The organism is Halorubrum sp. Ea8 (genome assembly GCF_002252925.1).
GTDB lineage: Archaea > Halobacteriota > Halobacteria > Halobacteriales > Haloferacaceae > Halorubrum.
Genome location: NZ_NHPF01000052.1, coordinates 1 through 7,648 on the forward strand (window position 1 = coordinate 1; position 7,648 = coordinate 7,648).

Genomic DNA, 7,648 nt, shown 5'->3' on the forward strand with positions numbered 1-7,648 from the left:
TGTCGTCTCACTGTGTGGGATTCTATTAGCCGGATTCTGGGTAGCGTTCGCGATTTTTATTTTGGACTGGCCGCCACTGCCGACAGTCAGTGTGTATCTTCTCGCGACAGTCTCCTACTTGATCATCTATATACGGGTTGTCCTACCGCAAACTGATCTCCCGGTCACCACGTAATCTCTCGCCGACGCTGGTGGCGCTGACGACTCACAGTAACTGACAGCCCCCCAGACTGGCGGCGGACAATTTAAAACCCAGTATGAGTTCTTTTACTCTCGGCTTACAGGCTCGCTAGCATCTCTGGTGGGTGCCACCGTTGCGCGGATTTCACGGACAAGACTGAGGACAGATTCCCACTGCTCTCGAGACCCGGGGATTGCGTACTCTTCACTCCCCATGTACTCCGCGAGCGTTGTCTGGACGTTCTTCGGGTTATCAACCCGCCGAAACTCCAGATCGCGTCCTCCGGCGACCTCAACGGACACTTTCCCATAACCGAAAAACGAGCCTGTGACGGACTGAGAAAACGAAGTGTTCTGGATTTTATCGACATGGACACGACGAACGGTTCGTCCGAGGACGCCCCGCTTTGCCCATACTGCTCGGGTCGTCAAGAGATACTGCGTCCGTCGTACCCTGAGTAGCCCCCAACTGAGAACCGCAACGCCGATGGGCACCCCCGCGAACAACCAGAAGTCGACGCTAACAGCGCCGACAAGGGCAAACACAGAGATGGCGCTTCCGACGATTATGTCTGGAAGAGCCGCTGAGAGACGCGGGCGACCCTTCCAGACAACGCGTTCATCGTCGTGTTGATACCACCAGCTGTCACTCATCTGTGTTACTTGTGTCAGTATGGATTGCCTCGTCAGTAGACGGGGCAGTCGAATCGGCCTGGGACCCGCTCTGGTCGTCGGCGACCGCCTGCCGAATGACGCGCAGTTCCATAAGAATCGAATCAAGAACATCCTCTTTCGTCGAGTCGGACTCGGTCTGCTGTCGGCTGTCAATTTCTCTGGCGATCAGTTCCTGAACTGCTGCCGGGGCAGGGATACTCCGAAACTGAAGTTCGATCCCAGATCCGCCCGCTGTACTGACGTCAACGGAGCCGTATCCAAAGTACGAGCCGAGCGCCGACTGTGAGTACGAGATGTTTTGGACTTTGTCGAACCCAATCTGTTGGACGTCACGTGAGAGTACCCCACGTTTGCTGTAGAGGCCGCGATTGGTGACCACGTAGTTCGTATTGGTGTACTGAAGATAGGACGCAGCAACGATTGGGATGCCAATAAGGACGAGTGACAGCGGAATCCCGATGATAAACGCAGGAAGGACGCTGTACTTGTGCGGGGTACTCGACCACTGGATAGACTCGCCGTCTTCAAGCGTGAGCCAGTCGAGATCCAGCTCTGAGGAATCCGTTGAGCCGTCTTCCGATATGTCCTGGAGGGCCGTATCAGACATACATTATCCCAGATGACCGACCCTCAAAATAGTGGGGAAATCCACGGTTCGAAACGCAGTGTCGCAAGAGGTAGCTGAACGGGTATCGAGGAGACGGAACACGACGCCAAATGCCCGGCCACATCGCTGGCGCAGATCGGTCAAAAACCGCCCCAGAAGCCAGTGGAGAGCGCGAGAAATGATGGGTGATCCCACCAGACTATGCCACGGCGATGGGATATGCTCATCAGTCGGATACTTATTTGAATACCGCCTCCGACCGGCGGCTACCTCAACGGTGTACCCTTTCGAATGTTAATCCCAGAGCAGTGTTTCAATCCCCGAAACGCGAATCCACTGGATCTTAGGTGAGTAGGGGCGCGACAAAGATCACGGCATTAAAAACACCGTGAACGAGCGCAGGGGCGACGAAGGTACTGGTCCGTTCGAACACCCACCCGAATATCCTTCCCATCACGGAGTAATAAAGCGTCATATGGGCAACTGCGGCAATCGGCGGCGACAGAAGGAGGACCGGGTAGACGTGAAACAGCGCAAACACGAGGCTGGCCGTACCGATCGCGGTTCTAGCCGAGAACGACGCACGGAGTCGCTGCTGGATGACGCCCCGGAAAAAGAACTCCTCGACAGGACCGATCAACGCAAGCGACAGGACTGCCGCGATGACGAGGCCGACACCCGTCGGTGCTGCGAGATTTGTGTACTGCATGAATCCAGGAGAGAGTTCGACGCTCGGAAGAACCGCGTCAGTGCTTACAAGCGAGAGGAACGCGGTCGCGAAACTCAGCCCCAGTCCGCCGACAAGAGCAGGAACGCCGTCTCGGTCTGGAACGTGAATCGGGACTTGGAACGACGAGCGAAATGAAACGTACCCGATACCAACGAGCAGGAATGAAAGTTCGGTCGCGATGCTTCCAGCGATAAATATGAGCGTCGCTCCGGCATCGGAACCGACGGCTGAGACAGCGGCGAGTGAGGCAGCCAAGTTCAACACGACAGTGATCGGTATCGTGAAGGCGAGAAACGCCACCGCACTGGCGACACCAGTCTCATCATTAAGTTGATTCGGAACGGTCGCTTCTAGCGTGGAGGGCAAATCGACCATAGATGACGGAACGGGTGACTGGGTGGTAAGTGTTATCTGGACGACCATTAAGTTGGTTCAGTAACAAATCAAATACCCGACCGGAAACAACAGCACTATCATACACCAATGACGGGTGAGCGTGAGGCAAGTGAGTCGGCGTATGCAGCGTTGACCGACGAGACTCGGGTCCGAATCCTGCTAACTCTCGCAGATCGGTACGACGAAGCGTGGTCGTCCGGGTGGCCAACGTTCTCCGAGTTACGAGAGCAAGTGGGCGTCGAGGACACAAGCCGATTCAGTTACCACCTGTCTGAGCTTCAAGACGGCTTCATTCAGAAGGTGGACGGGCGGTACCGTCCCCGAATAGCCGCCTTGGAAATCGTCGCCGCAATTCGGGCGGGGAGTTATAAGACACAAAATGGCGACAAACGGTACGAAATCGAAGAGCAGGAGACGGAGTATGGGTGTCCCCACTGCGATCGGAATCTCGTCGCCGCGTACCGAGAGCACTACCTATATATCGGCTGTCCGGACCACGGCGCCGCTGTGGCGTACCCGACGCCGCCGCGAGCAACTGAAAACCGGTCACTCGACGCAGTTATCGATGTCACGCTCCGAAACCACGCGTGTGATATCCGGCTCTTGCGTAACGGGGTTTGCCCGCACTGTTGGGGATCAGCGGGGTTGTCGCTCCCCCGTGACTCCGTTCCAGAGACGTATCTCCACCAAGACGTACCGTATGCCACCGCGGCATGTGACACCTGCTGGCTGTCGTATCCGATCCCGATCGCACAGACGGTCCTGGGGCATCACGCCGTTGAGGCACTGTACGCGACACACGGCCTGCGTCCGCGTGATGCGCAGATCGGACCGCACAGTCTTACGGAGGTAAGCAACGTGCGTACCGGTGACGCGGTGCCGACCGCCGCACAGGTTGTAGTCCGTCTCGCTGACGGGTCAGTCGAGTTCGATCTCGACGAAAACTGTCGCATTCGTCGCTACGACGCGAGCGATACAGGACTGACACAGTGACCACGGCGACAATACCGTTGGAAGCTTCACAGAGACACTGATTTTAGCTGAATACAGGCGGTAATCCCCCTTCCTCAACGAGCAGCGCAGTCCGCCCAAGCGGACAAGCAGCGCAGTAGGGAGAGGATACACCGCCGTCATCGTCTCTCAGACACGTGCTTGTTGCCGGGGCACAGGCCCACGGGGCGACTACTTTCACTCCGGACGGCCAGGGTTGATACGTCTGTCACGCCTCTCTCGAAGTGCGTGGAATGAACTACAACTACAGGTATCGCCTCAAGCCAACCGAGCGGCAGCGAGAAACGTTGGACTACCACCGCGATACCTGTCGACAACTCTACAACCACGCCCTGTACCGGTTCAACCAGATCCCCGAACACGAGGGCACCGTTAAACAGCGTGTGCGGAAGATTCGTGACGAACTTCCCGACCTCAAAGACTGGTGGGATGCACTCACCGACGTGTATTCGAAAGTACTTCAGCCCACAGTCATGCGGATTGCCAAGAATATCACCGCTCTCGGGAAGCTCAAAGAACAGGGCTACACCGTCGGTGAACTTCGGTGGAAGTCGCCTCGGGAGTTTCGCAGTTTCACCTACAACCAGTCTGGCTTCGAACTCGACAAGAAGGGTGGTCAGACCGTGTTGTCTCTGTCGAAACTCGCGGATATCCCCATCGAACACCACCGATCGCTGCCTGACGAAGCCACGATCAAGGAAGTCACGCTCAAACAGGAGAAAACCGGCGAGTGGTTCGCTATCTTCGGTATCGAGATGGACACAGACCCGCCGGCCAAGCCACCGTTGGAGGATGTTGGCACTGACGAGATGGTCGGGGTCGACGTGGGCATCCTGAAGTATGCCCACGACACTGACGGAACGGCAGTCGAATCGCTCGACCTCTCGGAAGAACGCGACAGACTCGAACGGGAGCAACGGAACCTCTCACGCAAAGAGTACGAGTCGAACAACTGGAAGAACCAACGTCAGCGTGTCGCTGCGTGTCACCAGAAAATCAAGCGCAAACGGCGTGATTTCCTACACAAACTCTCGAACTACTACGCTCGGGAGTACGAACTGGTGGCCGTCGAAGACCTCGATGTCAAAGGGATGCTCGAATCACCGCGAAACAGCCGCAATACGGCGTCAGCGGCGTGGAATATCTTCACCGATATGCTCGAAACGAAGTGTGAGCGTGAAGGCACGCACTTCGTGGAAGTTGAACCCGAAGGAACCTCCAAAGAGTGCGCTCAGTGTGGTGTCGAAACCGACAAGCCGCTGTGGGTGCGTGAACACTCCTGTCCTGCCTGTGGTTTCAAGGCGGACAGAGACGCAAACGCAGCGTGGAACATTCTTTCTCGCGGACTCACCAAACTAGGAGTGGGCCACTCCAAAGGAACGCCTGTGGAGACTGCGCTCCCTGCGGACACCGCGGTTGTGTCTACAAAGCGCGTCGTAGAAACAGGAAGCCCCTGCCTCAAGGAGCCGCCGAAGGCGGTGAGTAGGCAGGGGTAGTTCACCTGTGTTTCTCCGCCCGAGACACGGAACAGGAAGTATACGGGAGACGACCGATCAGCCGGTATGACAGACGACGCCTCAACGGGCGGGCCTAGCTCCAAGGTTGACCGAGCTACGTCACACTCTGACACTTACTCGGATCGGGCGTACACGTGGCTTTCACGGAACGGGCTCTACGTCTGGGCCGGGATTTCCGTAGTGGTGATGGCGCTCGCAGCACTTGCTGTCCCGCTTTTGGCCTTCGGGTCATTAGCAGCGATCGGCGGAGAAGGGTCGATACTCGCTGGCGGAACCGCCATCGTTCTCCTCTGTACTGTCTTGCTACTCGGTTTGGCAGTCGTACTACTCAGTTACGCATACTTAGAGGTAGATCGTCGGGGGATCCCGTTCGTCGGAGACCGCAGTACGCAGACGTTAGCATATGATAGCATCCGAACGATAGAGACGGTCGCGGCGGGAACGTTCGTCGGCGGACTCCTCACAATGCTCGGACTAGCGGTTTCAGTGGGTAACGTTCCAACAATACTCTCAGTTACCGTGCTAGCAGCCGCTATCGGACTCCCGATAACAGTGTTGGTACACGCAGCCGGGCGCTTTGTGTTGTTTGTTGCTGACACGGACTAGGAACCCGCTGTCGAATGCATACTCGCGAAACTGTTTTCCCCCGGTTAGCTGGTCTCGTTTGTCTGACCGAGATCCGAGAACGACTCTCCGACTCGAAGCGCGATCGGTTCACTTTGGTCGCTCGAGCCGATAGAGATGGCGACGATTTCCTCTTCAGTATTAGTAATCGAAAATCGCTGATTCAGCTGTGAAGTCCCTGCTATCACGGTATCCGCGAGCTCCAAGTCAACTTGATACTCGCCGGTGGTGGTCCATACGTCGGCGTAGGCGACGATATTACTCTCACCGTCTGACTCGGTAGAGGGAACGTCGAACGGTGTATCGAGGACCGTCTCTCCATCGGGGTCTACGACTTCGATCGACCCGCTGACCTCCTGATTCAGCTGGTTGAGGAGGTTGACCTCTTTGAAGACTCGGTTGCCGATCGCATTAAGTACTGTCGAGCAGCCGGCGGTGGACGCTACGGCGGCACTAGCACCGATTGCGAGGGCTCGCCGTCGCGTAACGGAGTCGGATGACGAACGCATGTGTCGATTCATCGTTGGAAGGCGTATTGCTATCGATGTGGTTTTAGATTAAACCCGTTCGGAGTGTCTCTGGCGGTGAAATGGTTTGATAGAGTGCCTTTAGGAAACAACACGGATTTGAACGCGTGGACCTCAGCGCTTCACAAGTTCCCCACGGGCAGTTCAGCCCTTTAGAGAGGTTATTTATCGAGTCATGGATGTGTACAGCACATGAAGAGACAGTACGAAACTCCCGGCGATTAGGCCGGCGATTCCGCCATAGAGCGGAGCGATCTCAAACGAGGGCGCTATCAAATACCCGCTAGCAAATCCTAGCGGGTCAAAGACTGCTGCGAGGATCATGAGCTGAACTGCGAAGTCCTTTGATTGGAACCATCTGATCATCAGTTTACCTCCCTACCGCGGATAGTAATATCACCGTTCATACTAGTTGCTGTAACACGGTGCGTACCGTTTCCAACCATCCGGTCGACCGCTGCCCCAGACTCAGTTGAATCCGCTTGGAATCTGTTGATTATGGTGTCGCCATTGGTTGTGTCAAACGATATTGCTGGCTCCGCAGTTGCTGGCAGGGTAATTGAGATATCACCGTTTGTCGTGTCGGTTCGGATTTCAACAGGCGCAGATGCTAAAAGTGTGATATCGCCGTTTGTCGTATCGGCGGTGACGCTCTCAGCTTCGCTAGTTTCTATATCGACATCACCGTTCGTCGCCTCAGCAGTAAGGTGTAATCCTTCAGGAACGGTCAGTGTCAGATTCATCTGTAGTGGGGACGAACCGAAGGGAAGGAAGCTGCTACCTTCCGTGTCAACAGTGAGCGACAGGCGGCCGTCGGATTGGTCGGCTTGTAGCGTGATGCGGTCAAGATCTTCCTCGCTTGCTGCCCGTTTTTTGCCGTCGAGCTGGATCGTCTCACGCTGCGCATCACGAATCGTAATGTCACCGTTTACGCCTTGGACGTTGATTTCTGAGACGTCGGTTCCGTCATACTCTCTGGTGACCGTGGTTTCAGCCTCGAGAGATCCGGACGTACATCCTGCGAGAGCGGCAGTTCCGGCAGCAATACACGAACCAAGCAGACTGCGTCTCGACAGTCTTTGCCCCGCCCAATCAGGACTGCTCATACGGGGCCCATGGCATACGCCGATGATAAATCGGCTACTCGCGTCTCAGGCTCAGAAGCACGTACCCGCAAACCGCTGGGTGGCTACTTAGCTAATCAGATCAGACACTAGGGGCACGCTTCGAGATCACCAGTGGTCATGGCAACTGACTCGTTCACGTAGCCGTCAACTCATGGTTTTATATTGAGCTGATGCTGAGAATGGCGGTGCCGTGTCAGGGGGCTTCCCTCCGTGTGGCCCGTGGATTGCTTGTGCTTCTGATATTTCCATGTGAG

Annotated in this window: 9 protein-coding genes; 3 read left to right on the plus strand and 6 right to left on the minus strand. The window is 56.1% G+C overall.

The window, feature by feature from the left end; all coding sequences use genetic code 11:
- Positions 1 to 267 precede the first annotated feature (267 nt).
- The 3 genes from DJ74_RS04435 to DJ74_RS04445 all read right to left on the minus strand — a co-directional run bounded on the left by DJ74_RS04435 (position 268) and on the right by DJ74_RS04445 (position 2,567).
- Complete coding sequence (locus tag DJ74_RS04435; protein WP_094523946.1) at positions 268 to 834, minus strand: PH domain-containing protein; 567 nt, start codon at positions 832 to 834, stop codon at positions 268 to 270.
- Entirely contained in the window at positions 827 to 1,462 is a 636-nt protein-coding gene (locus DJ74_RS04440) for a PH domain-containing protein (RefSeq protein WP_094523947.1), read from the minus strand. Before DJ74_RS04440 ends, DJ74_RS04435 begins: the two co-directional genes overlap by 8 nt.
- A gap of 343 nt (positions 1,463 to 1,805) precedes the next feature.
- On the minus strand, positions 1,806 to 2,567 hold the full coding sequence (locus DJ74_RS04445) for a CPBP family intramembrane glutamic endopeptidase (protein WP_094526489.1): 762 nt from the start codon (positions 2,565 to 2,567) through the stop codon (positions 1,806 to 1,808).
- A 108-nt stretch (positions 2,568 to 2,675) separates the two neighbouring features.
- Between DJ74_RS04445 and DJ74_RS04450 the strand changes: the two genes are divergently transcribed.
- From DJ74_RS04450 to DJ74_RS18595, 3 genes are all read left to right on the plus strand, one after another.
- Entirely contained in the window at positions 2,676 to 3,581 is a 906-nt protein-coding gene (locus DJ74_RS04450; protein WP_094523949.1) for a helix-turn-helix transcriptional regulator, read from the plus strand.
- Between the two features lie 251 nt (positions 3,582 to 3,832).
- The gene (locus DJ74_RS04455) at positions 3,833 to 5,095 is read left to right on the plus strand and encodes an RNA-guided endonuclease TnpB family protein (protein WP_094526490.1); all 1,263 of its coding nucleotides are present in this window, start codon (positions 3,833 to 3,835) and stop codon (positions 5,093 to 5,095) included.
- A 66-nt stretch (positions 5,096 to 5,161) separates the two neighbouring features.
- Positions 5,162 to 5,722, plus strand: coding sequence for a hypothetical protein (locus DJ74_RS18595; protein WP_141211996.1), 561 nt, complete (start codon positions 5,162 to 5,164; stop codon positions 5,720 to 5,722).
- Positions 5,723 to 5,766: 44 nt separating this feature from the next.
- Here DJ74_RS18595 and DJ74_RS04460 read toward each other — a convergent pair whose 3' ends face one another.
- The 3 genes from DJ74_RS04460 to DJ74_RS04470 all read right to left on the minus strand — a co-directional run bounded on the left by DJ74_RS04460 (position 5,767) and on the right by DJ74_RS04470 (position 7,373).
- The gene (locus DJ74_RS04460) at positions 5,767 to 6,249 is read right to left on the minus strand and encodes a hypothetical protein (RefSeq protein ID WP_241881405.1); all 483 of its coding nucleotides are present in this window, start codon (positions 6,247 to 6,249) and stop codon (positions 5,767 to 5,769) included.
- A 183-nt stretch (positions 6,250 to 6,432) separates the two neighbouring features.
- Positions 6,433 to 6,633, minus strand: coding sequence for a hypothetical protein (locus DJ74_RS04465; protein WP_094523952.1), 201 nt, complete (start codon positions 6,631 to 6,633; stop codon positions 6,433 to 6,435).
- A complete protein-coding gene (locus DJ74_RS04470; protein WP_094526491.1) occupies positions 6,633 to 7,373 on the minus strand; it encodes a DUF4097 family beta strand repeat-containing protein in 741 nt (246 codons plus the stop codon). Before DJ74_RS04470 ends, DJ74_RS04465 begins: the two co-directional genes overlap by 1 nt.
- Positions 7,374 to 7,648: the final 275 nt, after the last annotated feature.

What these genes read in the sequence shown, in the direction of transcription:
- DJ74_RS04435 (WP_094523946.1), bottom strand. Translation starts at nt 834, where the DNA reads ATGAGTGACAGCTGGTGGTATCAACACGACGATGAACGCGTTGTCTGG.
- DJ74_RS04440 (WP_094523947.1), bottom strand. Translation starts at nt 1,462, where the DNA reads ATGTCTGATACGGCCCTCCAGGACATATCGGAAGACGGCTCAACGGAT.
- DJ74_RS04445 (WP_094526489.1), bottom strand. Translation starts at nt 2,567, where the DNA reads ATGGTCGATTTGCCCTCCACGCTAGAAGCGACCGTTCCGAATCAACTT.
- DJ74_RS04450 (WP_094523949.1), top strand. Translation starts at nt 2,676, where the DNA reads ATGACGGGTGAGCGTGAGGCAAGTGAGTCGGCGTATGCAGCGTTGACC.
- DJ74_RS04455 (WP_094526490.1), top strand. Translation starts at nt 3,833, where the DNA reads ATGAACTACAACTACAGGTATCGCCTCAAGCCAACCGAGCGGCAGCGA.
- DJ74_RS18595 (WP_141211996.1), top strand. Translation starts at nt 5,162, where the DNA reads ATGACAGACGACGCCTCAACGGGCGGGCCTAGCTCCAAGGTTGACCGA.
- DJ74_RS04460 (WP_241881405.1), bottom strand. Translation starts at nt 6,249, where the DNA reads ATGCGTTCGTCATCCGACTCCGTTACGCGACGGCGAGCCCTCGCAATC.
- DJ74_RS04465 (WP_094523952.1), bottom strand. Translation starts at nt 6,633, where the DNA reads ATGATCAGATGGTTCCAATCAAAGGACTTCGCAGTTCAGCTCATGATC.
- DJ74_RS04470 (WP_094526491.1), bottom strand. Translation starts at nt 7,373, where the DNA reads ATGAGCAGTCCTGATTGGGCGGGGCAAAGACTGTCGAGACGCAGTCTG.